The sequence below is a fragment of the Bradyrhizobium sp. CB82 genome (assembly GCF_029714405.1).
GTDB lineage: Bacteria > Pseudomonadota > Alphaproteobacteria > Rhizobiales > Xanthobacteraceae > Bradyrhizobium.
Genome location: NZ_CP121650.1, coordinates 2,979,451 through 3,004,465, shown reverse-complemented (window position 1 = coordinate 3,004,465; position 25,015 = coordinate 2,979,451). Strand labels below are relative to the sequence as shown.

The following is a 25,015-nucleotide window of genomic DNA, read 5'->3' as shown; positions in this document are numbered from 1 at the left end:
GAGCTCTCAGGAGACTTAAACCGGGAGCCTGGCGATTTGGAATGCTTATTTCCCTGTCCACGAAGGCTTGCGCTTTTCGCTGAATGCCTTCAGGCCTTCCTTGGCGTCCTCGGTCATCGCGAGCAGCGCGATCTGGCTCTCGGTATAGGCGATGCTCTCGTCGAACGACATCGAGGCGATGGCGCGCATCGCGTACTTGCCGCGGCGGATCGCGGTCGGCGATTTGTCGACGATACGGCCGATCAGCCAGTCGACCTTGGCGTCAAGCTCGGCCGCGGGCACGACGTAGTTGAGGAGGCCCGCCGCCTGCGCAACCCTGGCATCGAACGGCTCGCCCGTCAGCGCCCATTCGTTGACGAGCCGCGGCGGCGCGATGTTCTTCAACAGGCTCAGGACCTGCATCGGAAACACGCCGACCTTGACCTCCGGCAGGCCAAAAATGACGTGATCGGCGGCGACCGCCATGTCGGTCATGCACAACAGGCCCATGCCGCCGGCCATGCAGACGCCACTGAGGCGCGCGATCGCCGGCTTCGTCGCATCCTGCGACAAGCGCAACAGATCGGCGTAGTCGACGTTGGGCCTGGAAAAATCCATCGCGAAGGCGGCGCCGGAATTCTGCAAGTCGGCGCCGGCACAAAACGCCTTGTCGCCCGCCCCGGTGAGCACGATGACACGAACGTCCTTGTCGTCATGCGCGTCGCGGTAGCCCTTGGCGATGCTCGCGATCACCTCGCCATTGAGCGCATTGCGCTTCTCCGGACGGTTGATGGTGATCCAGAACGCCTGCCCGCGCTTCTCGGTGATGACGCTGCTTGTATCGGTCATGGCTCGCTCGCCTGTTTGCGCTTTCTTGCAGGCCATTTGCGGCAGGTCGGACGTCGAGCGCAAGCGCAATCTATCGCCTAGCGCCTCGACGCAAATTGGCTCGGACGCGCGGCGATCGGAACTTTCAGGCGTTCGCCGCCTTCTTCAGCCAGACCTTGTTGTCGTGAAACGGCGCGCCACCGATCGGCGCGATCGTGTCCGCGCCGGTCAGCACGTTGATGCCGCGGCCACCGATGTGGTTCCTGTTCGGATGGACGGACTCCGCGATCAGCACGCCACGCTGCACTCCGTCGAACAACGTTGCAATGAGCGTCGTCTCGCCGCGGGTGTTGCCGAGCGTCACCGCGTCGCCCTCGGCGATTTCGAGCGAGGCGGCGTCCAGGGGATGGACCATCACGCTCGGCTTGCCCTCGCGGGCCTGCGAGGATGGCGTCTCGTTGAAGGTCGTGTTGAGGAAGCTGCGCGAGGGGCTCGTCGCCAGCCGGAACGGATGGTCCCGATCGGCCTCTTCGATCACGGCCCAATGGTCTGGCAGCGACGGCATCTTGTCGAAATCGCCCATCATCAGGCCGAACGGCGGATGCACCCAGTCGGCCTTGAAGTGGAATTTCTTGTCGGCGTGCGCAAAACCGTCGAGAAAGTGCGACGTACGGAAGTCCGGCTGGAGATCGCGCCAGATATCCGCCTCGAGCGCCTCGACATCGCCGTGGCCGCTCAGCTTCAGCGTCGCGTCGATCAATTCGCGCGCCGACATCTCGAAACCCTGATGCCTTGCACCAAGACGCGGCGCCAATGCCTGGAGCACCTCGTGGTTGGAGCGGCACTCACCGGGCGGGTCGATCAGCTTGGGCCCGACCGAGATGTGCTGATGACCACCGCCGTAATAGAGATCGTCATGCTCCATGAACATGGTCGCCGGCAGCACGATGTCGGCCATCTGCGCCGTCTCGGTCATGAACTGCTCGTGCACCGCCACGAACAGGTCCTCGCGCGCAAAACCCTGCCGCACCAGCATCTGCTCCGGCGCGACCGTCACAGGGTTGGTGTTCTGGATCAGCATCGCCTTGACCGGCCCCCCGCCGTGTAGGGCCTCCGCATCTCCGGTCAGGATGCGGCCGATCTTGGACTGGTCGAGCGCGCGCGTCGAGCGATCGATCGCCTCGTGGCCTTCGATGATGGATTCGTCGAAGTGCCATAGCGCGTAATTGTTGAAGAAGGCACCGCCGCCCTCATATTGCCAGGCGCCGGTCACCGCGGGGATGCAGGCCGCGGCATGCATCTGGGCCGCACCGTTGCGGCTGCGGCTGAAGCCGTAGCCGAGGCGGAAGAACGTCCGCTTGGTCTCGCCGACCGCCTTCGCAAAGGCCTCGATCTCGGCGACCGGAACGCCGCAGATCGCGGACGCCCATTCCGGCGTGCGCGTCTTCAGATGCGCTTCGAGCTCACCCGGACAATCCGTGTATTTGTCCATATAGGCGCGGTCGGCATAGCCGTCGCGGAACAGGACATGCATGACGCCGCAGGCGAACGCGCCGTCGGTGCCGGGACGCAGGATGATCTTGATGTCAGCCTGCTTCATGGTCTCGTTGTTGTAGATGTCGACGGCGGCGATCCTCGCGCCACGCTCCTTGCGGGCACGGGAGGCGTGCGTCATCACATTGACCTGGGTGTTGACGGCGTTGGTGCCCCAGATCACCACGAGGTCGGAGACACCCATCTCGCGCGGGTCGACGCCGGCGATCTTGCCGGCTCCCACCGCAAAGCCGACGCGTGCGACGTTGGCGCAGATCGTCGAATAGAAGCGTGAATATTTCTTCACATGCGTGAGGCGGTTGAGGCCGTCGCGCATGACCAGCCCCATGGTGCCGGCGTAGTAATAGGGCCAGACCGCCTCGGCGCCGAATTCGCGCTCGGCCGCGTTGAAGCGATGCCCGATCTCGTCCAGCGCCTCCTCCCAGGAGATCCGCGCAAACTGGCCCGAACCTTTCGGCCCCGTGCGCCGCATCGGATATATCAGCCGCTCGGGGTGATGGATGCGTTCGGCATAGCGCGCGACCTTGGCGCAGACGACGCCCGCCGTATAGGTCTGCTGTTTCGAGCCGCGGACGCGGCCGATGCTGCGGCCTTCGATGACCTCGACATCGAGCGCGCAGGCCGACGGGCAGTCGTGCGGACAGGTGGAATGGCGGATCGCGATCTTGGCGTGCTGGTTCATGGGCAAGTTCGTAACATCAAAGTACCGGCCAGCCGAGCCCATTTATCCGGGATTGCCCATGCAAATAGCTCAGGCCGACGCGGCCTGTTCCGCGGCGTAGCCACACCGGAAACCGCACAATATTCCCAGCCAGATCGACTTTGTGAGGCGTCGACAGGCGACTTGGCCTGCCGTTACAGTGACGGTCAACAAGAACGACAGAGGGAGGCGGGCATGACGCGCCCAGGATTCGCGCTGGCATTGGCCGCCGGGCTGCTCACCCTGTTCTCCACGCCGCGCTGTTTCGCGCAGGATTATCCCACACATGCGGTCCGGATCATCGTCCCCTTCGGCCCCGGGGGTCCCGCCGATGTTGCCGCGCGGCTGATCGGGAACGTCCTCCAAGAGAGCTTCGGCCAGCCCTTCGTGATCGAGAACCGCTCCGGCGCCGGCGGCGTCATCGGCACGCTGGAAGCCGCGAAGTCGCAGGCCGACGGTTACACGCTCTTGATGATGTCCAACACCCAGACCGCGAACGAATCGCTGCTGACACCTGCGCAGCGCAAATACGATCTGATGCGCGACCTCGCGCCGATCGCGCCGGTGAACTATTCCGATCTCGTCATCGTGGTTCACCCTTCCGTGCCGGCGAAGTCGATTTCCGAGTTCATCGCGCTCGCCAAGTCGCAGCCAGGCAGGCTGAACTACGCGTCATCGGGACAGGGCACGCCCTATCACATGGCGGGCGAGTTGTTCAAAGCCATGGCCGAAATCGACGTCGTGCACGTCCCCTATCGCAACAGCGGCGAGGCACGCAGCGGCGTGATCGGCGGACAGGTGCAGATGATGATCGACGCGGTCCCGGCGATGGCACCCAACGTCGCCGAGAATCAGGTTCGCGCGCTCGCAACCACCGGCAAGCAGCGCTCCGCGGTGTTGCCCAACGTTCCGACCGCAGGCGAAGCCGGCGTACCAGGCTATGAGGCAACCATCTGGCTCGGCCTGATGGCACCGGCGGGCACGCCGAAACCGGTCATCGACAAGCTCAACGCAGCCGTCACGGCACTGGTGAAGCGGCCCGAGATCGTCAAACTATGGACGGAACAGGGCGCGGTGCCGATGACGATGACGCCGGATGAGTTCGAAAAATTCCTGCGCGGCGACATCGTGAAATGGGCCGATGTCGTCAAGAAGTTCGACAAGTCCTGAGGTCCGGAAATGCCAACCATTCGATTTCGCCTGAACGGCTCCGACACCGCGATCGACACCGATTCCGATCAGATGCTGCTCGCAGCGCTGCGCGGCCAGCTTGGCCTCACGGGCAGCCATTTCGGTTGCGGCGCCAATGAATGCGGCGCGTGCTACGTCATGGTCGACGGCCACGCGCTCGCCTCCTGCGACATGCCGCTGTGGTCGGTAGCCGGCAAGGACGTCACGACCGTGGAGGGCCTCGGCACGCCCGAACATCCGCACCCGTTGCAGAGCGCCTTCATCGCCGAACAGGCGATGCAATGCGGCTATTGCGTGCCGGGCATTTTGATCAGTGCAGCGGCACTGCTGCAACGCAAGCCGTCGCCGACCGAGGCGGAGGTCAGGGAAGCGCTCGATCGCAACCTCTGCCGCTGCGGCTCGCAGAATCGCATGGTGCGGGCGGTGCTGCGCGCAGCATCGGAAATGGCCGCGCCATGAGCACACCGCCGCCTCCTCCGCAACTGTCGCCCAGCCTGGCTGCCAATCCAAGGCTGTCGTCCTGGGTGAAGTTCACGCCCGACGGACGCGTGGCGATCTCGCCAGGCAAGGTCGAGATCGGCCAGGGCATCGTCACGGCGCTGGCCCAGATCGCCGCCGACGAGCTCGACGTCGATATCGGCCGGATCGCGATGATACGCGCCTCGACGGCCGCAAGCCCGAACGAAGGCGTCACCTCGGGCAGCCTCTCGATCCAGCAATCCGGCCGCGCGCTTCGCCAGATCTGCGCCGAGGTGCGCCGGCTGTTCCTCGCAGCGGCGTCGGAACGGCTCGGCGTCGATGCATCGACGCTCGACATCGACGACGGCACGATGTCCGGACCGGGCAATGTCCGGACCAGCTATTGGGAGCTTGCCGGCGAGGTCTCGCTCGATCGCAGCGCGACCGCGGAAACGGTCGCGAAGCCGGCCGCCGCGCGCAGCCTGGCCGGGCAATCCGTTCAACGGATCGACATTCCCGACAAGGTGTTCGCGCGGCCGCGCTTCATTCACGACACGCCGCTGGCGAACATGCTGCATGGCCGCGTGCTGCGGCCGGAGGTGTCGGGCGCAAGGCTCGTTGCGCTCGATGAAACCGCCGCGCGCGCGGTTGCCGGGTTCATCGCCATCGTGCGGGACGGCAGCTTCGCAGGTATCGTCAGCGAGACCGAGGACGGGGCCGAGGCCGCGTTGAAAGCATTGCGCAAGGGCGCGACATGGTCGGCGGGCGAGCCGCTGCCGGACGAGGACAATCTGGCTGCGTTCCTCAGGAGCCAGCCGGTCGAGACCAGAGTCATCGACACCAAAACAGCGGCCGCGCCGAAGCAGGTCGCGCGCAGGCTCCGCCGGCAATACACCCGTCCGTATATCGCGCATGCCTCGATCGCACCGTCCTGCGCCATGGCACAATGGGAGCGAGATCGCGTCCGCGTCTGGACACACAGCCAGGGCGTCTACATGCTGCGCGCCGACCTCGCCATCGTGCTGAAGCTGCCGGTCGAAAGCATCATCGTCGAGCACATGGAAGGCGCCGGCTGCTACGGTCACAATGCGGCCGATGACGTCGCGCTCGACGCGGTGCTGCTCGCAAAGCGAGCCGGCGGGCGGCCGGTGCGGGTGCAATGGTCGCGGCACGATGAAATGTCGCATGCGCCGTTCGGTGCGGCGATGACGATCGAGATCGAGGCCGATCTCGATGCGCATAGCGAGATCGTTGGCTGGCGGCACGCGATCTGGAGCAACGGCCACACCGCCCGGCCGGGACGCGCGGCGCAGCCTGCCCTGCTCGCGGCAACCGAGCTCGCAACGCCCTACCCGCGCCTGATCTCGTCCGATCCTCCGGCGGCCAATGGCGGTGGCGGCGACCGCAACTCCGTTCCGCTCTATGAGCTGCCCGCCTGGACGATCGAAAGCCACCGCCTCCTGACCATGCCCATACGCACCTCGGCGCTACGGACGCTTGGCGCGCAGGGCAATGTGTTCGCGATCGAATCCATGCTCGACGAGATCGCGGCCATCAGCGGCGAAGATCCCGTCCAGTTCAGGCTGCGCCATTTGCGAGACGAGCGACCCAAGGATGTGATCCGCGCCGTCGCGGCGCGTGCGAAATGGAAACCGGAACAGAAGACCGGCATCGGCTACGGCCTCGGCTTCGCGCGCTACAAGAACACCGGCGCCTATTGCGCGGCGATCGCAGAAATCGAAGGCGAAGAGGACATCCGTGTCAAACGGCTGACGCTCGCGGTCGACGTGGGCGAGGCCATCAATCCGGATGGGGTGATCAACCAGATCGAGGGCGGCGCGATCCAGGCCACCAGCTGGGTTTTGAAGGAGCGTGTCCGCTTCGACCGCACACGCATCACCTCCACATCCTGGACGGACTATCCGATCCTGACCTTCAGCGAGGTGCCGGTTGTCGACGTCGACGTCATCCAGCGACCAGAGATCGCGCCGGTCGGCGCCGGCGAAGCCGCGCACGGACCGGTGACGGCGGCGATTGCGAATGCAGTGTTCGATTGCCTCGGCATCCGCGTGCGCGACCTGCCGATCACGCGCGAAAGGCTGATCGCAGCAATGGAGCTTGCATCGTGACGGCGATCCATATTTTGAGCGGCGGCGCGGCGCAGGGCCTCGTTGCCCAGCTCGCCGAAAAGTTCAAGACTCAGACCGGCTTTGCAATCGAGGGCGAGTACGGCGCCGTCGGCCTGATGGCGGACAAGTTGCGTGGAGGCGCGCCGGCCGATCTCGTCATCCTGACGCGCGCGCTCGTGACCAGGCTTGCCGACGAAAAGCTTGTCGACACCACCTCGATCGCCGACGTCGGCGTGGTCGAGACCGCGCTCGCCGTCCGCGCCAACGACCCCGGGGTCACGGTCAAGACCGAGTCTGATCTGCGGGACGCACTGCGCGCGGCCGATGCGATCTTCGTTCCCGACACCAAGACCTCGACGGCAGGAATTCACGTCGCCAAGGTGTTGGACCAGCTCGGCATCGCCGGCGAGGTTGCGTCTCGCCTCAAATTCTTTCCGAACGGCGCAGTCGCGATGCGGCAGCTTGCAACATCCGATGCCAAACGGCCGATCGGATGCACGCAGGCGACAGAGATCATCGCAACGAAGGGCATTGTGCTGTCCGGCCCGCTGCCTTCGGGCCACGCGCTCGCGACGATGTATACAGCGGGCGTGACGACGCGCGCGGCACATGTCGCCGCGGCGCGCGTCCTGATCGAGCTTCTCGCCGGCGCAAACCAGACGGAGCTGCGCCGGCGCGTGGGCTTTGCAGGTTAAAGCGCGAAGAGTTTAGGTTTGATTGTTCCCGCAAAGAAGGGGCGCTCCCTCTCCCGCTTGCGGGGGAGGGCTGGGGTGGGAGTGCTTCCGCGATCGAGATACTCCCTGTGCGGAGACAGCCCCCACCCGGCGCTTCGCGCCGACCTCCCCGCAAGCGGGAGAGGTTGATAGAGCCCCCTGCCCAATCGATTCAACCTAAAGCCATTCCGCTCTAGATGAACGCGCTCGCGTTACTTGCTGAGCTGCGTGAGACCGGTCGGTGGCCCGTCGACGGCGGTCCAGCCGCCATCGACGAACAACGTGCTGCCGCTGACATAGCTCGCCGCATCCGAGGCGAGATAGGCCACCGCAGTCGCGACCTCGTCGGCGCTGCTCCAGCGATTGAAGACGGTGTGCCGGGCGTAGAGATCATAGATGTCGGGACGCTGCTTGAACGGGCCGGTCAGCGCGGTCTCGGCAATGCTCGGCGCAATCGCGTTGACGCGAACGCCGGCATGCCCGACCTCGGAGGCAAAGCCCTTCACCAGGAGACCGATCGCTGCCTTGGTCGATCCATAGATGCCAAGGCCGGGCTCGATGGTGACCGCACGCACCGAGGAACAGGCGATGATGCTGCCGCCTTTCTGCTCGACCATGATGCGGCCGAAGGCCTGGAAGAACCAGACGGTGCCCTTGACGTTCAGGTTGAGGACGCGGTCGAGGTCCTCCTCGGTATAATCGAGAATGGTCTTGCGGATGTTCAGCCCCGGCGTCGTCACCGCGATGTCGAGCCGCGGGAATGTCTGCAGCACGGTCTTTGCGAGCGCGGCAACGTCGGTCGCGCTTGCCGCGTCACATGAGGCGGCTTCCGCCCAGCCGCCATCATCGCGGATCCTTGTGGCGGTTGCTTCGGCGTCCCTCGCGGTACGGTCGGCGCAAACGACGCGCGCGCCGAGTGCAGCCAACGCCTCGGCCGACGACTTGCCGATGCCCGATCCGGCGCCGAGCACCACCGCGGTCTTCCCGGTGAGATCGAAGAGCTTGCGATAATCGGTCACGGACAGGTTCTCCCCTATTGCTGGCTATCCCTTGTAACCCATCAGCAGGCGCGGCAGCCAAAGCGAGAAGGCGGGGACGTAGGTCACGAACATGAGCGCTGCGATCAGGGCGGCGTAGAACGGCAGGATGGTGCGCATCACCGCGCCCACCGAGATGCCGCCGATGGCGCAGCCCACGAACTGCGTCGTTCCGACCGGCGGGGTGTTCAGCCCCAGGGCGCAGTTGATCAGCATCAGCATGCCGAACTGCACGGGATCCATGCCCGCCTTCATCGCTATCGGCAGGAAGATCGGCGTGCAGATCAGGATGGTCGCCGCCATGTCCATGAAGGTGCCGAGCAAAAACAGGATGACGTTGATGAGCAGGAAGATCATCCAGGGTTCCGAGGACACCTTGTTCATCATGTCGCCGGCGAGGTCGGCCACCTCATAGAGTCCCATCAGATACTGGAACATGGTGGAGACGCCGATCAGCAGCAACACCACGCCCGTCGTCTTCACCGCCTTGGCCGCGGCCCGCAGGAAGTTCTGCAGGGTCATGGTGCGGTAGATCAAGAAGGTCAGCAGGATCGTATAGGTGACCGCGACGGCTGCGGATTCAGTCGCAGTGAAGACGCCGGACAGGATGCCCGCCAGGATGATGCCGACAATCAGAAGGCCGGGCAGAGCGGCCGCGAGCGAGCGGAACACCTCGGCCCAGCCCGGGAACTTGCCGGCCGGGTAGCCTCGCTTCACCGCGACAGCATAAGCGGCAACCAGCATGCACACCATCAGCACGAGCGCCGGCAGGATGCCGGCGGCGATCAGCGCGCCGATCGATACCTTGCCGCCGGCGGCCAGGGCATAGATGATCATATTGTGGCTGGTCGGCATCAGCGCTCCGACCAGCGAGGCGTGGGTGGTGACGTTGACGGCGTAGTCGGTGTCGAAGCCTTCCTTCTTCATCATCGGGATCATCACCGCTCCCATCGCCGACACGTCGGCCACGGGCGAGCCGGATACGCCGCCGAAGAGCGTGCAGGCGACCACGTTCGACATGCCGAGCCCACCGCGGATGTGTCCGACGAGGTTCTTGGCAAGCTTCACGATCTTGTCGGCGACGCCGCCATGCAGCATCAGCTCACCGCTGAAGACGAAGAACGGTATCGCGAGGAAGGAGAAGATGTTCATCCCCGACATCATCTGCTGGAAGATGACGGCGACCGGCAGGCCTTCGTAGAGGATGGTACAAATCGCCGAGAGGCCGATCGCGAAGGCGACCGGTACGCCGAGGATCAGGAAGCCGAAGAAGGTGGCGCCGAGAATGATCAGTTCCATGAGGGGACGACCTCTTCGCCGCGCAGGAGAGCAATGATGTGCTCGATTGAAAAGGAGACGATCAAAACGCCCGAGGCGATCAGCGGCACGTAGCGGACGACCTCAGGCAGGCCGAGATTGGGGATCTTCACCGTTCCGACCGACGCCCCGAGGATCCAGCCGTTGTAGACCATCGCAATGCCGAACAAGGCCACCAGTACGTGGATCACAAGCTCGATTTTCTCTCGCAAACGATCCGGAAGCATCACCAGCAGGCTGTCCATGCCGATGTGTCCCGCATCGCGCACGCCGACGGCGGCGCCGATCAGCGTGACGTACAGGATCAGAACCAGCGCCAAGTTCTCCGTCCAGGTTGGACTGGAATTGAGCACGTAACGTCCGAACACCTGGTAGAACACGATGGTGACGATGACGAGCAGGCCGCTCACGGACAGATACATGCCCACGCGGGCGACGGTGGCATTGATCCGCGACAGCAAGCCGGTGGACCGGCGTGCCGCGGCGGCCTCCGGCTCGTGGCTTGCGGCGTGTGGGTCTGACATCCAGGTCTCCTTGCGCGTCTCCTTGCGAGGGTCCGGCGTCGCCGCTCGGCGACGCCGGAGCTCGACGCTCTGTCCTTACTTCGTGTCCTGGATACGCTTGACGAGGCTCTGCAGCTTTTCGTCACCGGCGAACTTCGTGTACACCGGCTTCATCGCATCGACGAATTCCTGCTTGTTGGCGATCGGAACGACCTGGACGCCTGCCGCCTCAACGGTCTTGCGGGACGCCTGCTCGCGCTCGTCCCAGAGCTTGCGCATCACCGGCACCGATTCCTTGGCCGCCTTGCGGATCATCGCCTGATCCTCCTTGCTCAGCGTGTCCCAGACCTTCTTGGACATCACGAGAACTTCGGGCGCCAGGGAGTGCTCAGTGACGTTGTAGAACTTGGCTGCCTCGAAATGGCGCGACGACTCGTAGGAGGGCCAGTTGTTCTCGGCAGCGTCAACCAGACCGGTCTTGAGAGCGGTATAGACCTCTCCATACGGCATCGGCGTCGGGTTGGCCCCGAGGCTCTGGATCATGCCGACCCACAGGTCGGATTGCTGGACGCGTATCTTCAAGCCCTTGAGATCCGCGAGCGACTTGACCGGCGCCTTGACAGTGTAAATGGACCGCGCGCCGCTGTCGTAATAGGCAAGGCCAATCAATCCTGCAGGCTCCATGGCCGCCAGGATCTCATCGCCGATCGGCCCGTCGAGGACCGTGCGCATATGCTGCGTGTCCCGGAAGATGAACGGCAGGCACAACGTGACGGTTTCCGGCACGAAGTTGTTCAACGGCGATGCGTTGATCCGCATCATGTCGAGTGCACCGATCTTGAGTTGCTCGATGGTGTCCTTCTCGGAGCCCAGGGCTCCATTGGGAAACACCTTCACACCAAGCTTGCCGCCGCTCGCCGTCGCGAGCTGTTTGCCCATGAACTTGACGGCCTCGACGGTCGGATAATCGGCGGGGTGCACGTCGGCGGAGCGGAAGTCGCGTGCGGTCGCCAGGGGCGCCGAGACCGCCAGCGCGGCGGCTACGATGATGCCGGTCAGTGTCTTCATCTGGGTTTTCCTCCTGATTTGATTATGTCGTCGTCGCGCAGATGCTACGGGCCGCCTTGGGTCGCTCCTCTTCAGGTGTGAAGTCAAGCGTTCCAAATGCACCACCTTGGTAGCATAGTGCGACGGAGTCGAGCGGATTCGGCTGCTTCATCATCGCGGCCACAAAGTCCCCAGGCGTCGCGAAGGTCGCCGTTCATGACCTCTCGCCCTCGTGCTGCGGCGCGATGAAAGGCTTCCAGCCGGCGCGCGACAGGTGCCGCCCCCTGCAATCGTGCTCCGCCGTCGGCAATGCCGAACGCGAGGTAACGATGCTCGTCGTAGCCATGGATGTTTCTCTCGTTTTATGCCCGGCCGCTATTGGTTGCGGCTTCAAGGTTCGGTCGAGACGGTCGGCCCATCCCGAGCGGACGCGCTGCATCAGCGCGAGGTCGCCCATCTCGTCCCTAGGGCGGGCGGCACTCTGAGTCCAAGCCAAATACGGCATCGATCAATGCAGGAGTTGCATCGATGGATCTGGCGCGATTCGTATTTGCGTGAGACGCGGCGGACCGGCTTGACATTACCGGCGCGTCACTTGACGTCGCCCGCGCGTCACTTGACGTCGCCGGCGCGTCTCTTGACGTCGCCAATGGAGGCCCCTCAAGATGCCCGAAACACCGGATCGTTTTGAGGGAATGCCCATGCGGAAGCTGATCGACATCTCGGTGCCGTTGCAGAACGACGTGCCGGCCGATCCGCCCGGCAACCATCCGACGATTCAGTACATAGATCACCAGCAGGGCCTGCCGCGCATGCTGCAGTTCTTCGATGGGCTGAAAGCGGAAGATCTGCCCGATGGCCAGGGCTGGGCGGTCGAGCAGGTATCGCTGTCGACCCACAACGGCACGCATCTCGATGCGCCCTGGCACTTCCATCCCACCATGAACCGGGGCGAGCGCGCCTGGACCATCGACGAGGTGCCGCTGGAGTGGTGCCTGCAGCCGGTGTGAAGCTCGACTTCCGCCACCTGCCGGACGGCCATGTGGCGACCGCCGACGACGTTGAGAAGGAGCTCGATCGTATCGGGCACACGCTGTCGCCGCTGGAGATCGTCGTCGTCAACACCAGCGCCGGCGCGAAATTCGGGCGCGCAGATTACGTCAATTCAGGCTGCGGCATGGGCTATGAGGCCACGATGTATCTGCTCGAGCGCGGCGTGCGCCTGACCGGCACCGATGGCTGGAGCTGGGACGCGCCGTTCGTCCATACCGCGAAGAAATATGCCGAGACCAGGGATGCGAAGCTGATCTGGGAAGGCCACAAGGCCGGGCGTCATATCGGCTATTGCCATCTCGAGAAACTGCACAATCTCGAAAAGCTGCCGTCAACGGGCTTCACGGTCTCCTGCTTCCCGGTGAAGATCGAGCGCGCCTCGGCAGGCTGGACGCGGGCCGTCGCCATCATCGACGGCTAGATCAGGATGAATCGATCATCGCGCTTCAGGTTATCGTTTGCGCATGATCTCGGCGCTAACGCGCTCCGCGTTTGTCGCGAGGGAAAACCGCATCACACTTTTCCGGATCATGCTTTAGCCTTACTGCGTCATAAACGCTCTAACTCCTCATCCTGAGAAGCTTGCGAAGCAAGCGTCTCGAAGGATCTGGGCCACAGGCGGGGCCTCATGGTTCGAGACGCGCTTCGCGCTCCTCACCATGAGGGGTTAGTGACACAGTAAGGTTAGCAGCGCCTTACGCTAGCGCTCGCCTTCGAGACCGCTTTCGGAGAGCTCGCGCAGCGCGTCGACGTCGAGCACGACGATGGCGCCATGCTCGAGGCGAACCCAACTCCGCGCGGCCCAGGCCCGCAACTGCTTGTTGATGCTCTCGCGGGTCATGCCGACCATCTCGCTGATCTCCTGCTGGGTGATCGCGAGGGTTCCGCTGCCGGAGTCGAGCTTGCGCTCCTCGGTCAGGCCAAGCAGTGCACTGGCGAGCCGTCCCGGCAGGTTCTGCAAGATCACCTGCTCGACCTGCTGACTGGTCCAGCGCAGCCGGCCGCAGAGCAATTCAATGAACTTCATTGCCAATTCCGGCTGGCTCTTCACGAACGGGAGGAAGTCCCGACGATCGATGATGTAGAGCTCGCAATTGGTGTTGGCGGTCGCGTCTGCCGATCGTGGTGCACCATCGAGCACCGCGATCTCGCCAAAAATCTCTCCAGGACCGATCAAATTGAGGATGGCGTTGCGGCCATCTGGCGAAGAAGAGGAAATTTTCACCGTGCCGGAAATGACCGCGAACAGGTTGTTGCCGGGATCGCCCTTCGCGGCGATCGTCGCGCCGCGCTTGACCGTCGTGTGCTTGGCATAGCGGCAGAGCTGATCGAGCGCCTCCGGCTTCAGATCAGCGAAGATCGGATGCTTGCGCAGCACCGATAGCTTGTTGCCCGACGACTGCCGGGGATCGCTGGTCTTGTCCTGAGGCACGCCGCCGGACTCCTAAGACTGCGAGGTACTGGAGTTCCTGCGTAGTCAACGTTGCCGGGCTTTTCAACCGGAAACCACATATGCACTTTTGGACAAGCGACTGAAAAGGACCGTTCCCGCCGGTCGAAAAGCGCATCCACAGGCTGTATCTGCTCAATGCGCGCGATGCTGAGTTGCGGACACAACATCGCGCGGCGATGTGCGGCCTTCACCCCGCAGGGCTGAGATCGGCGGTCAGCCCGCCCCTGTTCCAGGTCCTGCCAACGCGGCTACGGCCACGGCGGCTTCGATGTTTGAAGGCCGTTTCGTTCGACTTGAGCTGGTTGGGCCTCGTTTGGCGATCCGCCCACGCCAACACCGCCGCGAAGGCGACGAAGACGATCACAACGGCAATGGTCATCAACAGCGCGTCGATCGGCATGCTGCCCCACCCCTCAGCTTTCATCAGCCTGGGCATTATGCGCGGCGGCCGATCGTCGTCGTTGATCGCGATCAAAAATCAGCGATCGGCATGGAAGGAGTCTCTCAGGCCGCCGCCAGGGCCTCGGCGCGCGCCGGGTCGAGCAGGCTGATACCGCCATGGATGATCTCGATGACACCAACGCGCTCGAGCCTGGTGAAGGTGCGGCTGACCGTTTCGATGGTCAGCCCGAGATAGTCGGCGATATCCTGACGGCTCATCGGCAGCGGCACGGTGTTCGACGGCCCGTCGAGCGGTATCAGGCGCTCGCGCCAGCCGAGGAGAAAGGTTGCAACCTTCTCCTCTGCCGAACGGCGTCCAAGCAGAACCATGTGGTCGCGGGCCTGGCTCAATTCGCGCACGGCGAGTTCGTTGATGCGGCGCAGGAGATGCGGCCTCTCCTCGATGAAGCGGCTGAATGCGGCCTTGGCGAACTGGCAGACCGTCACGACGCCGATCGCATCGGCGGAAAAATTGTGGCGACCGGAGACATTCATTCCAAGGAAGTCGCCCGGCAGCGCGAAACCGACGATCTGCCGTCGCCCATCCGGCAACAGCTTGTAGAGCCTCATCACACCTTCCAGAAGATTGTAGAAGGATGTCGTGATGTCCTCTTCGGAAAACACCGTCTCGCCGGCGGTAAAATGCACCCGGCGTCCCAAATGCTCGAACTCCCTGAGCTCAGCCGCATCGAGCGAAGCGCACACGCTGAACTCACGTATCGAACACTCCTTGCAGAAATGCACATTCGGTTCGATTGCAACCAGGGAAGACTTCATCCATCGCTCCAGCCAAGCGCGGCCCGCTTCGCCATAGACCTCAGTCTGCCGCGCGTCGGCATTTTACTGCCTTGTCCCAAACGCAGTTGACCCAGATCAATTTTGCGGGACGCCGCCTCCGTATTCTCCGTGCCGGCCGTTCGAGACCACTCCTCCATGCTGCAATTCACGCTTCGTCAGATCCTGATCGCGCTTCTCCTCGCCACGCCGGTACTCGCCGCCTCCAAGGCCGAGCAACGCGGCAAGACCTACGCGCGCGCCAATTGCGCGCGCTGCCATGCCATCGACCGCAGGTCGGAAAGCCTGCTGAAGATCGCTCCGCCTTTCCGGACATTGCATCAACGCTACCCGATCGAAACGCTCGGAGAAGCGCTCGCCGAGGGCATCTACACCGGCCACGCCGACATGCCCGCCTTCGAGCTCGATCCGGACCAGATCCACGATCTCCTGTCCTATCTGAAGACCTTGGAATAGCGGATCGCGGGGCGTGTAGCCGTAAACTCGTCGCGTCGTCTCCGGGCCGAACACTTCGGATAGGGCAGTGATACTCACCCTCGACGACGCATCGCCATTTCATTGGGCGATGCCCATCTCATTCGCCGCCGAGCCCGCAGCCGACAGTCGGGGCGATTTTCAAGACGGTCGCGCGCCTGTGTCTCAATTCCCACACCGCAACTAAAAGGCGTCAGTTTGTCGCCTTTCGAACAGACGGGCCGATGCCGACCGCTCAATCCTGTCAGCGTTCTTTGTATTAGATTTGAGGGATCGCTGGCAAAAATGGAACGTTCCCTGATAACCGATATGCCGCGCGACAAATATGTCGAGCGGTGCAAGCGACGAGCCTTTGATTATCTCGACCGAGGCGATCTCAAGAAGGCGGCCGCCGTCTTTGTCACCGATATGAACGCCCGTCACGATTGCGAATTGCCAGATCACTTGGCGATGCTCGGCGTTTCACTGCTGATGCGTGACGATGCGCTCGGCTGGCGGGCGTTGATCGAAGGATTGAGGTGATCGAAGCTGGCTCGGGCGAAGCACCGGCAGCAACCGGCGATGGACGGGGGCCATAAAGCGCTCGAAAGTGATGGCTCGCGCTGGTCCCATGGTCAGCGACCAGAACAGCTTCGCTGGCGTATCTCTCGACACAGCGAGCCTATCGGTTTTACCAGCTTGCAGCGGCCCCACGGTTATAGCGTGACCGTGAAGGACCGGCAGAGTAAGATGGCCGCTAGACTGAAAGGCAAGTATGCCGATTTCCGATCATCGGCGTCGAGGCCGTTGATCAGAAATAAGCCATCGTATCTGAGGGCTTGCGAGGGAGGGTATGTCCCCAGCTTGTGGCGAGTGAAGTGAGAAGAAGGAGAAAGGAAATGAAGCGATCAATCGCACCATTTGCTGTTGCTTCTGGCCTTGCTGTCCTAGCAGCAGCACAAATCCTGCCGAAGGCGGCACCGCAGGCCGCCGAGATGCAAATGAAGCCTCCGGTCAACGTGGAAGACATCACGTGGGGTCCCGCGCCACCGAACATCCCGCCCGGCGCGCAGCTCGCCGTCGTCGCCGGTGATCCCAGCAAGGAGGGGCTGTTCACGATCCGGCTCAAGATGCCGGCCAACTACAAAGTCCCGGCCCATAACCATCCCACCGACGAGTTCGTGACGGTGATCTCAGGTGTCTTCCGAGTCGGTCTCGGCGACAAGCTCGACATGGACAAGGGGCAGTCCCTCAAGGCCGGGGCTTTTGGCGAGATGCCAGCAGGCATGAATCACTATGCCTGGACCACGGAAGAGACCGTGGTACAGATCGCCGGACCCGGGCCGTTCGCTATCACCTACGTCAACCCGGCCGATGACCCGAGCAAACAGGCCGCGAAATAGCGGGTGAGTGAGAAGCAAACATCGTGAAGCTCGGATGCGGCCGGATCGCCAGATTCTATCTCAGCTTCGCGTCCAAGGAGGCGATATCCGACAGGCAATGAGTACGCGGCAAGTAAAAGGCCCCGACGATGCACGTCGGGGTCCTTCAAGAGCAGGTGCATACGCCGCGCCTCCTGAGTGCGTGATGAACTCGCGCCTTTTCATGCCCTCTTCGTCCAAAGCTCCGACGAAGTTGCCGGGCGGCCCTCGCCGGCGCTTCGGCCTCAGTCAGATCGGATGCCAAATGCCCGCGCTGCTTAGCTTTACATTTCTGGATCTGAAATGGGGGTCAGCATCTTCACGTGCGGTCCCGCCCGTTTGAAGATCGGCTCCCAAAAGGCATAGGCCTTCTCGGCGAAACTCGCGCTTACGGTGAACTTCGTGAGCGCCCCCCGATATGCGGCCTGTCGCCGGCAGCCCAGCCCCTCAAGGTGCCAGATGAATTGAGCGACCTGGCGCGCGTACGTGCTCGGACGACCTCGGTGGTTGGGTACGATCTCAAGCCGCATGCTCCCGGTGTCGCGCGTCTCTGGTTCGGTGATATTGGCAAGCCAGATGAAGATTGATGGATCAATGCTCGCCGCATAGCCATCGCGCTTGAGCTGCTGATTGATCATAGAGAACGCGCTGGCGGCTTCTCTGAAGCATTCGCTCAGGATGAAGTTCGCCTGATTCTCCACCTTGCCGCTCCGAAGATCGTCCAGCAATCTGACCGCCTCGTCAGTGAGCCGCCGCATGTATCGCGGTTGCGGTGCATGGTCCGACGCCGCATTCAGGCTGGCTTTGATGTTTTCAAAGGCTCGGTTTTGATAGTCCTCGGCAATCTTCACCACCATCTCGGTGGTAGTGTCGGAATCCAGGAGTTCTTCCTTGCGCGGCGCCGCCGCGTTCCGAGATTCAAGCACCGCAACGGGACTCGGAGCCATCGCTTGCCTTGCAAGGGTTGTTTGATCAGACGTCTTCTCGCCTGTGTGCTCCGATCGCGGATTGGAAGCAGCAATCCCGCTGGACAACACAAACAGGCCACCGTCAACGGCTCGGCTCGCCGCCGCGGTAAGCTCCACGAGCGAGCGTCGCGCACAGCGCGTTTGGCTAGCACGCCGCCTTTTTTGCGTGTGGCTCATGATCTAACGACCCCTCGACAAGCTTTTTCAAGACCCAGCGCCACAGCTCACGAATTTCCTCCGAGGCTCTTCCCTCTTGTGCAAACTCGGTCACGCCCAATCCCGTCCCCAGCGCGTCCTGGTGGTCGTTGCGCTGTCCGACGTAAGGAAGCGCTAGCACGCCGAGCGAATTGAGCGAAGTTGCGGCTTCGCTCAAACGGCAGCCCCGCGGCGGCGTCTGATTGAGGACGAACGCAAATCGGCGATTGAACCTACGAATAGCAACCAGCGTCGGTATTGCAGCTTCGATGTCGGCGGGACTCGGACGCGTCGGGATCAGGCAAAGATCGGCCTTCGTGATGGCGTGCGCGGCCAGCGCATTGTTCGTGGCGGCAGTATCGATGATCGCAAGCCAGATCCCCTCAGCTTCGAGGCGGACCAGCGCCCTTTCTATATCGGCAGGATCGGCGACCCGAACGACCCGCGGAAAGGGATTGCCGCGCCGCTCCCTCCATTTTGATATCGTGCCCTGTGGATCAGCCTCGACAAATGCGACGCGCTCCCCGTTCTCCATTGCCGCGACTGCAAGTCCGACGGCCAGCGTGCTCTTGCCGCTTCCGCCTTTTTGGGTGACCAGAGCAAGGACGTACATCTCCTGCGCATCCCCGATAAACAACTACATGAAACGCACGTGTCGTCGAAAAAATTGCGCCTACCAATCGGTGACCTACCACTCCCCTTCGTGAATCGCATCAAGTGCGAGCATGGAACTCACAACCAAATCAAGGCCCAGCCACTAACGACATACCGCGCTATACGTCGGCCAACGCCGGCCGGTCCAGACATGACGTCTATGAGTACGCGGCCCTAGACCGATTGCACGGTCCAGCCGATCAGCTCCTTGGCGATTCGCGCGAAGGCGGCGTTGAAGGCCTCGACCGCGGCCGCCGGCTCGATCTTGTCGAGCTTCTCGCTCGCTTCGAGAAGGCGTGAGGCGATCACCTTGCCGTTCTTGTCGACGATCCTCGCCGAGAGACCGATCTCGGCGACCGGATCGCCGTCGGTCGAGATCCGGAAGCGCCTGACGTCGATCAGGAGCTGATGGTCCGCCTGCCCGACATCGCTCGCGCGCAGCGGGGCGTGCGCGACGTCATAGTTCTCGAAACTGTCGATCAGCCTCGCCTGCAGCAGCTTTGGAATGCTGTCGGCCCACAGGAACTCGGCAAAGCCGGGATAGTCCTTGACCGGTGAAAACAGCATCCGCTGTGTCTGCAACATCGCGACCGCGGTCGGTTCCGGGATCGCCAGCGGCTCCGACAGGGTCTTGCCGATGGCTCCGAGATTCTTCGGCGCGCGAAGATCGAAGGTGATCTTCTGCGTCGGCGTGCCGCCGCCCGTCATCCTCTCCAGCCCACCGACGATGCCGTCGAGCTTGCCGGTGTTGCGCGCAAGCCCCTCCGAGAAGGTCTTGAAATTGGCGATCGTGTCCTTCAACGGACCGGAATTTTCCTCCAACACCGAGTCGACGCGCCGCAACGCATCGCGGGCCGCCTGAGTCATGCTCTGTCCGGCCCCGGCATCGGCGACGAGCACCGGCGTCTCGCCCGGTTTTGCGACGATCATGCCGCCTTCCAGCGCCACCACGGGCACGCCAGTCAGGCCCTGGAAATCGAGCCCGACCTTGGTGTCGGGACGCACCGGGGTCGCCGATGCCACCGAGATCGTCGCGTTGACGAAGCGCGGATTGTCCGGCGCCAGTGCGAGCGCCGTGACCTCACCAACGCGGATGCCGTTGAACAGCACGCCGGCGCCGACCAGAAGCCCCGGCACTGGACCCTGGAACTGCACGTGGTAGCTGGTGCGCGGCCCGATGCCGCCGGTGTTGTTCAACCAATAGATGAAACCGAAGACCGCGAGAATCGCAGCCATCACGAAGGCGCCGATCAGGACGTAGGGAGCGCGCGTTTCCATGTCTCATCTCATCTGGGGTTGCAGCATCTGGGACCGCTTGCCGTGGAAATAGGCTCGCACCCAGGGATGCTCGGATTGAAGCAGCTCGCGCATCGGCCCGATGGCCACGATCTTTCCATCCGCGAGCGCCGCGACGCGATCGCAGACGGTCGTAAGACTGGCGAGATCGTGGGTGACCATGAACACGGTGAGCCCCAGCGTCTTCTGCAAGGTCTTGATCAACGCATCGAAGTCGCCAGCCGCGATCGGGTCGAGGCCAGAGGTCGGCTCGTCGAGGAACAGGATCGGTGGATCGAGTGCCAGCGCGCGCGCCAGCGCGACGCGCTTCGTCATGCCGCCGGATAGTTCCGCCGGATATTTGTCCCCGTCCTGCGGCCGCAACCCGACCATCTCGAGCTTTGCGGTCGCGATCTCGTCCATCAATTCCTGCGACAGCACGAGATTTTCGCGAAGCGGAAACTGGATGTTCTGCCGCACGGTCAGCGATGAGAAGAGCGCACCCTGCTGAAACAAGATGCCCCATCTGGTCGCGACGACCTGAGTGCTGCGATCGTGCGTCGCGCCGATCGGCAATCCCATCACGTCGATCTCACCGCTCCGGCGCGGGATCAGGCCGATGATGGTGCGCATGAGTACCGACTTGCCGCCACCGGATGCGCCGACCAGCCCGAGGATCTCACCCCGGCGCACATCGAGCGACAGTTGATCGAGCACGATCTGGCGACCGAAGCCGACCACGAGATCGCGGACGCGGATCGCGAGCGCTTGTGACCTATCCACCATCGTCACATTCCGATCGAGGCAAAGAAGATCGCAAACAGGCCGTCGAGCACGATGACGAGGAAGATCGACTTCACCACCGACGTCGTCGTCTGCTTTCCCAGCGACTCCGCGCTGCCCTTCACGCGTAATCCCTCGCTGCAGGCAACGATGCCGATCACCAGCGCCATGAACGGCGCCTTGAGGATGCCGACCTTGAAATGGATGACCGAGATCGCCTCGTGCAGCCGCGCGAGATAGATCGCCGGCCCCATGTCGCCGTAGAACTGCGCGACCAGGCCGCCGCCATAGAGGGCGGCGATCGATCCGATGAAGGCCAGGATCGGAAGCGCGATGACGAGCGCCATCACGCGCGGCAGGATCAGCACGTCGACCGGATCGAGCCCCATGGTCGATAGCGCATCGATCTCCTCTCGCATCTTCATCGAGCCGAGTTCGGCGGTATAGGCGCTGCCCGATCGTCCGGCGACCATGATGGCGACGATCAGGACGCCGAGCTCGCGCAGCACCAGAATGCCGACCATGTCGACGGTATATGACTCGGCACCGAACCTGCGGAAATGAAAAAAGCCCTGCTGCGCGATGATCGCGCCGATCAGGAAGGTGATGAGCACGATGATCGGGATGGCTTGCCAGCCGATGCGGTAGAGCTGGTAGACAAGCGAGGTCAGCCGCAACGATCGCGGCCGGCGCACGACGCCGATCAAGGCCACGAACAGCGCACCCAGCATCTGCAGGAAGATCGCGATGTCTTCCCGCGCGCCGACCGTCGCCTTGCCGAGATCGCTCAACCGAAGCAAAGCGGGGTTGGGTGCAGGCATTGGCGCAGGATTGTGCCGGTTGACCTGGTGAACCTCCTCCATCAGGCCGCTAAGGTTGTCAGCGAGGCCGACGAACTGAGCCGGCCGGTCGCTTGGCGACATCCGACGGGACAGTTTCTCCAGCAACCATGCGCCGAGCGTGTCGAGCTCGCTCACGCCTGCCATGTCCAGTCGAACGATCTTTGACCGGTCAATATCTATCTTGACCGACTGTGATAGCGCTTCGAGTTTCGCCACGTTGGCAGCGGTCCACGGCCCCGCTGGGCGCAATTCGAGCACATCACCGGACGGCGTCGCCGCCAACAGGGGGTCAGAGTTCAAAGCCGTATCCTCATCGGGACAACCGGTCCCAAATCATGAGGAAGGTTCTAGGCGCTCGCGTAACCCTCGGCTTGACCTGGCTCAAACCCGACCCGCGCGCAACGACGGTGTGCGCTTGCCGGTCAAAGTTTCAGCCGTACGTCGCAAATATCAGGCTCGACCGGGTCCGGCTTCACCTCGAAGCCGAGCTGGCGGCACATGTCGAGCATGACGATGTTCTCCTGCAGCACATCGCCCGATATGACCTTCAGTCCTTCCGACCTCGCATATTCGATGATCAGCTGCATCAGGACCCATCCAAGTCCCCTGCCCTTCAGGTCGGATCGCAACAGGATAGCGTACTCGCCGGTCTCGTAGATCGAGTCCGAATGGATTCGGACCACGCCGACCATCTCGCCGGTCGCCTCGTCGAAAGCGATGAAGGCCATCGCGCGCGCGTAGTCGAGCTGGGTCAGGCGAGCGATGAACTGATGCGTGAACTCCTTCATCGGCGCGAAGAAGCGCAGGCGGAGGTCGTGCGGCGTCACGTGTCTCAGGAACTCGTGAATGGTCGGCTCGTCCTCGGGACGCATCGGCCGCACGAAGATGCGCCAGCCGTCCTTGAGCTCGAGGTGACGCTCCCACTGCGACGGATAGGCGCGGACAGCGAAATTGCCGGGCCCCGTGCCTGCAAATCTTCGCTGCGGCGGCCCGACGGCGACGCGCGCATCGACCGCCGTCACGCCGGTCTCATCGGCAAGCAGCGGATTGATGTCCAATTCGCGGATCTCGGGAATGTCAGCGGACATCTGTGCAAGCTTGACCAGCACCATGGCGACCGCATCCTGCTTGACCGCCGGCACGTCCCGATAGGCGCGCAGCAGGCGCGAGACGCGGGTGAGTTCGATCAGGTCACGCGCGAGTTGCAGGTCGAGCGGAGGCAGCGCCAGAGCCTTGTCATTAATGATCTCGACCGCGGTGCCGCCCCGCCCGAAGACGACGACCGTACCGAAGGTCGGATCGTCGGCAAGGCCCAGGATGATCTCGCGCGCCTTCGCCTTCACGACCATGGCCTGCACGATGACGCCGGAAATGCGCGCCTCGGGTCGCAGCTTCCTCGCCCGGGCCAGAATGTCCGCGGCGGCCGCGCGCACGGCGTCGGGCGTGGTCAGGTTGAGGACGACGCCGCCAACGTCGGACTTGTGCACGATGTCGCGCGACAGGATCTTGAGCACGACGGTGGCGCCTTGCGCGAACATCTCCCTGGCATAGGCGACCGCCTGATCGACGTCGGCAGCCGCATAGGTTGGCACCATGGTGATGTCGTAGGCCTCGAGCAGCCGCTTGATCTCGACCGGCTCGAGCCATTTGCGGCCGTCCGCGATGGCGGCCCTCACGATTTGTCCGGCGGCCTCAACGTCGGGTGCGAACGTGTCGGGCATCGCCGGCGGCACCTGCGTGATTTCCTCGACCAGCTCGCGATGCCGCACCAGGTGCATGAAGCCGCGCACCGCGTCGTCTTCTGTCGGGTAGTTGGGGATGCCGGCACTTGAGAGCGTGTCGACGATTGTCTGATCGGCCCCGACCCAGGCGGCGAGCACCGGCTTGGCCCAGCTGCGATGCTGCTCGCGGTATTTCCTGACAAGCTCGGTGACCGTGGTCGCGATTTCGGAAGCGGACGCGATCGCGGTCTGGACATTGAGAACCAACACCGCGTCGTTGCCGGGATCGGCGAGCAGCACCTCGAGCGCGGCCGCGTAGCGCGAAGGGTCGGCATCGCCGACGATATCGACGGGGTTTGCGCCCGACCAGGTCGGCGGCAGCACCGCGTCGAGGTTTTGCCGCGTCTCAGTCGTCATGGGAGCGGGAATGCCGCCGAGTTCGACCAGGCGGTCGACTGCAAGGACGCCGATACCGCCGCCATTGGTGAGAATGGCAAGCCGCTTTCCGCTCGGCGATTCGACGCGCCCGAGCGTCTCCGCGCAGTCGAACAGCTCGCGCAGATCAGACACTCGCAAGATGCCGGCCCGGCGGAACGCCGCGTCGTAAACGGCGTCAGTGCCGGCCAGCGCGCCGGTATGCGTCGCGGCCGCGCGCGCCCCTTGCGCCATGCGGCCGGATTTCACGACGACCACCGGCTTCACCCGCGCCGCGGCGCGCGCCGCCGACATGAATTTCCGTGCGTCCTTGATGGCCTCGATATAGAGCAGGATCGCGCGCGTCTTGTGGTCAAGCGCGAAGTAATCGAGGAGATCGGCGATATCCACGTCGAGCTGGTCGCCGATCGAGACGATGCCGGAGAAGCCGACGCCGCGCTGTGCCGCCCAATCCACCATGCCGGCAGCGATCGCGCCGGACTGCGAAATCAGCGCCAGGCTGCCCGCGCCGGGCATGTGAGCAGAGAAGCTCGCATTCAGGCTCACGCCGGGCATCATGATCCCCAGGCAATTGGGGCCGATCAGCCGCATGCTGTATCGCTGCGCCGCGACGAGGGCCGCTTCCTCGAGGGATCCCGGACCATGCCCGAGGCCGGCCGTCACGATCAGCGCACCCGCCGAACCGCGGCGGCCGGCCTGCTCGATGATGCCGGGGACCTCGCTCGCCGGCGTGGTGACGGCAACCAGTTCCGGCACGAATGGCAGCTTGTCGAGACTGTCCACGGCGGGGATACCCGCGATCTCGGCATAACGCGAGTTCACCAGCCCCAGCTCGCCCTCGAAGCGCGATTTGCGGATGTTTTCCAGAACCGCACGACCGACCGAGACATGGCGCGGGCTGGCTCCGACGATCGCCACCGATCGGGGCGACAGCAAATTCTTCAGATGATAGGTCGACATGTCGTAATCATTCACTCGGCGCCAGGCCACTGCTTGGAACCCGGCCATGACTGATGGCTGAAGCAGCTAAAGCGCGGTCGCGAAGGAAAACCGCTTCACACTTTGCGCT

The 25,015-nt window shown here is 63.4% G+C and carries 23 protein-coding genes and 1 pseudogene; 8 read left to right on the top strand and 16 right to left on the bottom strand.

Features of this window, described 5'->3' with window-relative positions; all coding sequences use genetic code 11:
* Nucleotides 1-45: 45 nt before the first annotated feature.
* Entirely contained in the window at nt 46-828 is a 783-nt protein-coding gene (locus QA640_RS14430; protein ID WP_283041304.1) for an enoyl-CoA hydratase/isomerase family protein, read from the bottom strand.
* Nucleotides 829-952: 124 nt separating this feature from the next.
* On the bottom strand, nt 953-3,043 hold the full coding sequence (locus QA640_RS14425; protein ID WP_283041303.1) for a molybdopterin-dependent oxidoreductase: 2,091 nt from the start codon (nt 3,041-3,043) through the stop codon (nt 953-955).
* 213 nt (nt 3,044-3,256) lie between these two features.
* Here QA640_RS14425 and QA640_RS14420 point away from each other — a divergent pair, with 213 nt between their 5' ends.
* The 4 genes from QA640_RS14420 to QA640_RS14405 are packed head-to-tail and all read left to right on the top strand — an operon-like array spanning nt 3,257 to nt 7,535.
* The gene (locus tag QA640_RS14420) at nt 3,257-4,231 is read left to right on the top strand and encodes a tripartite tricarboxylate transporter substrate binding protein (RefSeq protein WP_283041302.1); all 975 of its coding nucleotides are present in this window, start codon (nt 3,257-3,259) and stop codon (nt 4,229-4,231) included.
* A gap of 9 nt (nt 4,232-4,240) precedes the next feature.
* Nucleotides 4,241-4,711, top strand: coding sequence for a (2Fe-2S)-binding protein (locus tag QA640_RS14415; RefSeq protein ID WP_283041301.1), 471 nt, complete (start codon nt 4,241-4,243; stop codon nt 4,709-4,711).
* Nucleotides 4,708-6,840, top strand: a complete 2,133-nt coding sequence (locus tag QA640_RS14410) for a molybdopterin cofactor-binding domain-containing protein (RefSeq protein ID WP_283041300.1) — start codon at nt 4,708-4,710, stop codon at nt 6,838-6,840. Before QA640_RS14415 ends, QA640_RS14410 begins: the two co-directional genes overlap by 4 nt.
* Entirely contained in the window at nt 6,837-7,535 is a 699-nt protein-coding gene (locus QA640_RS14405) for a substrate-binding domain-containing protein (protein ID WP_283041299.1), read from the top strand. The genes QA640_RS14410 and QA640_RS14405 overlap by 4 nt, the downstream gene beginning before the upstream one ends.
* A gap of 230 nt (nt 7,536-7,765) precedes the next feature.
* Here the strand turns inward: QA640_RS14405 and QA640_RS14400 are convergent, their stop codons facing one another.
* The 5 genes from QA640_RS14400 to QA640_RS14380 form a co-directional block, all read right to left on the bottom strand.
* On the bottom strand, nt 7,766-8,572 hold the full coding sequence (locus QA640_RS14400; RefSeq protein WP_283041298.1) for an SDR family oxidoreductase: 807 nt from the start codon (nt 8,570-8,572) through the stop codon (nt 7,766-7,768).
* A gap of 24 nt (nt 8,573-8,596) precedes the next feature.
* Nucleotides 8,597-9,889 carry a TRAP transporter large permease gene (locus QA640_RS14395; RefSeq protein WP_283041297.1) on the bottom strand — a complete coding sequence of 431 codons (1,293 nt, stop codon included), beginning with the start codon at nt 9,887-9,889 and terminating at the stop codon, nt 8,597-8,599.
* Complete coding sequence (locus QA640_RS14390; protein ID WP_283041296.1) at nt 9,880-10,431, bottom strand: TRAP transporter small permease; 552 nt, start codon at nt 10,429-10,431, stop codon at nt 9,880-9,882. The genes QA640_RS14395 and QA640_RS14390 overlap by 10 nt, the downstream gene beginning before the upstream one ends.
* A 75-nt stretch (nt 10,432-10,506) precedes the next feature.
* Nucleotides 10,507-11,478, bottom strand: a complete 972-nt coding sequence (locus QA640_RS14385) for a TRAP transporter substrate-binding protein (RefSeq protein WP_283041295.1) — start codon at nt 11,476-11,478, stop codon at nt 10,507-10,509.
* Nucleotides 11,479-11,671: 193 nt separating this feature from the next.
* Entirely contained in the window at nt 11,672-11,803 is a 132-nt protein-coding gene (locus QA640_RS14380) for a hypothetical protein (protein ID WP_283041294.1), read from the bottom strand.
* A 349-nt stretch (nt 11,804-12,152) separates the two neighbouring features.
* Here QA640_RS14380 and QA640_RS14375 point away from each other — a divergent pair.
* Nucleotides 12,153-12,931, top strand: a pseudogene (locus QA640_RS14375) (cyclase family protein).
* Nucleotides 12,932-13,210: 279 nt separating this feature from the next.
* On the opposite strand, the gene QA640_RS14370 reads toward QA640_RS14375, so the two are convergent.
* The 3 genes from QA640_RS14370 to QA640_RS14360 all read right to left on the bottom strand — a co-directional run bounded on the left by QA640_RS14370 (nt 13,211) and on the right by QA640_RS14360 (nt 15,181).
* Nucleotides 13,211-13,942, bottom strand: a complete 732-nt coding sequence (locus QA640_RS14370; protein WP_283041293.1) for a Crp/Fnr family transcriptional regulator — start codon at nt 13,940-13,942, stop codon at nt 13,211-13,213.
* A 208-nt stretch (nt 13,943-14,150) separates the two neighbouring features.
* Nucleotides 14,151-14,438, bottom strand: a complete 288-nt coding sequence (locus tag QA640_RS14365; RefSeq protein ID WP_283041292.1) for a hypothetical protein — start codon at nt 14,436-14,438, stop codon at nt 14,151-14,153.
* Between the two features lie 29 nt (nt 14,439-14,467).
* A complete protein-coding gene (locus tag QA640_RS14360) occupies nt 14,468-15,181 on the bottom strand; it encodes a helix-turn-helix domain-containing protein (RefSeq protein WP_283041291.1) in 714 nt (237 codons plus the stop codon).
* A gap of 156 nt (nt 15,182-15,337) precedes the next feature.
* Here QA640_RS14360 and QA640_RS14355 point away from each other — a divergent pair, with 156 nt between their 5' ends.
* The 3 genes from QA640_RS14355 to QA640_RS14345 all read left to right on the top strand — a co-directional run bounded on the left by QA640_RS14355 (nt 15,338) and on the right by QA640_RS14345 (nt 17,055).
* The gene (locus QA640_RS14355; RefSeq protein WP_283041290.1) at nt 15,338-15,655 is read left to right on the top strand and encodes a cytochrome c; all 318 of its coding nucleotides are present in this window, start codon (nt 15,338-15,340) and stop codon (nt 15,653-15,655) included.
* A gap of 327 nt (nt 15,656-15,982) precedes the next feature.
* Complete coding sequence (locus tag QA640_RS14350) at nt 15,983-16,195, top strand: hypothetical protein (protein WP_283041289.1); 213 nt, start codon at nt 15,983-15,985, stop codon at nt 16,193-16,195.
* 356 nt (nt 16,196-16,551) lie between these two features.
* Nucleotides 16,552-17,055 carry a cupin domain-containing protein gene (locus QA640_RS14345; protein WP_283041288.1) on the top strand — a complete coding sequence of 168 codons (504 nt, stop codon included), beginning with the start codon at nt 16,552-16,554 and terminating at the stop codon, nt 17,053-17,055.
* Nucleotides 17,056-17,357: 302 nt separating this feature from the next.
* Here QA640_RS14345 and QA640_RS14340 read toward each other — a convergent pair whose 3' ends face one another.
* The 6 genes from QA640_RS14340 to QA640_RS14315 form a co-directional block, all read right to left on the bottom strand.
* A complete protein-coding gene (locus QA640_RS14340; RefSeq protein ID WP_283041287.1) occupies nt 17,358-18,158 on the bottom strand; it encodes a hypothetical protein in 801 nt (266 codons plus the stop codon).
* Nucleotides 18,159-18,186: 28 nt separating this feature from the next.
* Nucleotides 18,187-18,849: an AAA family ATPase gene (locus tag QA640_RS14335; RefSeq protein ID WP_283041286.1), complete on the bottom strand. Its 663-nt coding sequence runs from the start codon at nt 18,847-18,849 to the stop codon at nt 18,187-18,189.
* 215 nt (nt 18,850-19,064) lie between these two features.
* The gene (locus QA640_RS14330; protein ID WP_283041285.1) at nt 19,065-20,168 is read right to left on the bottom strand and encodes an MlaD family protein; all 1,104 of its coding nucleotides are present in this window, start codon (nt 20,166-20,168) and stop codon (nt 19,065-19,067) included.
* 3 nt (nt 20,169-20,171) lie between these two features.
* Complete coding sequence (locus tag QA640_RS14325; protein WP_283041284.1) at nt 20,172-20,951, bottom strand: ABC transporter ATP-binding protein; 780 nt, start codon at nt 20,949-20,951, stop codon at nt 20,172-20,174.
* 2 nt (nt 20,952-20,953) lie between these two features.
* A complete protein-coding gene (locus QA640_RS14320; protein WP_283041283.1) occupies nt 20,954-22,090 on the bottom strand; it encodes an MlaE family lipid ABC transporter permease subunit in 1,137 nt (378 codons plus the stop codon).
* Nucleotides 22,091-22,212: 122 nt separating this feature from the next.
* Nucleotides 22,213-24,906: a bifunctional acetate--CoA ligase family protein/GNAT family N-acetyltransferase gene (locus QA640_RS14315; RefSeq protein WP_283041282.1), complete on the bottom strand. Its 2,694-nt coding sequence runs from the start codon at nt 24,904-24,906 to the stop codon at nt 22,213-22,215.
* Between the last annotated feature and the right edge of the window lie 109 nt (nt 24,907-25,015).